The 227-nt window shown below is 55.5% G+C and carries 1 protein-coding gene; it reads left to right on the top strand.

Annotation, left to right across the window (positions count from 1 at the left end; genetic code table 11):
• Positions 1-227 (top strand): transposase (locus tag KNO91_RS15510; RefSeq protein WP_214818716.1); only part of this gene is annotated, 227 nt, incomplete at both ends.

The raw sequence follows: 227 nt of genomic DNA, 5'->3' as shown, positions 1-227 counted from the left end.
ATCGACAACCCCCGACTCCTCCGGAAGTCCGAAGAAAAGGTCAAGAAGGCACAACGGACGCTGTCACGCAAGAAGGCCGGGAGCCGGAATCGGGAGAAGGCCAGGCTGATCCTCGCCAAGAGACATGAGAAGATCGCGAACCAACGCAAGGACTTCCTTCACAAACTGTCGAGACGGATCGTTGACGAGAACCAAGTCATCGTCGTGGAGACATTGAAGTCGAAGGA

Origin of the sequence: Exiguobacterium sp. s59 (genome assembly GCF_018617475.1) — a bacterium.
In the GTDB taxonomy this organism is placed as follows: domain Bacteria; phylum Bacillota; class Bacilli; order Exiguobacteriales; family Exiguobacteriaceae; genus Exiguobacterium; species Exiguobacterium aestuarii.
This window is presented reverse-complemented; position numbering and strand designations above follow the sequence as displayed.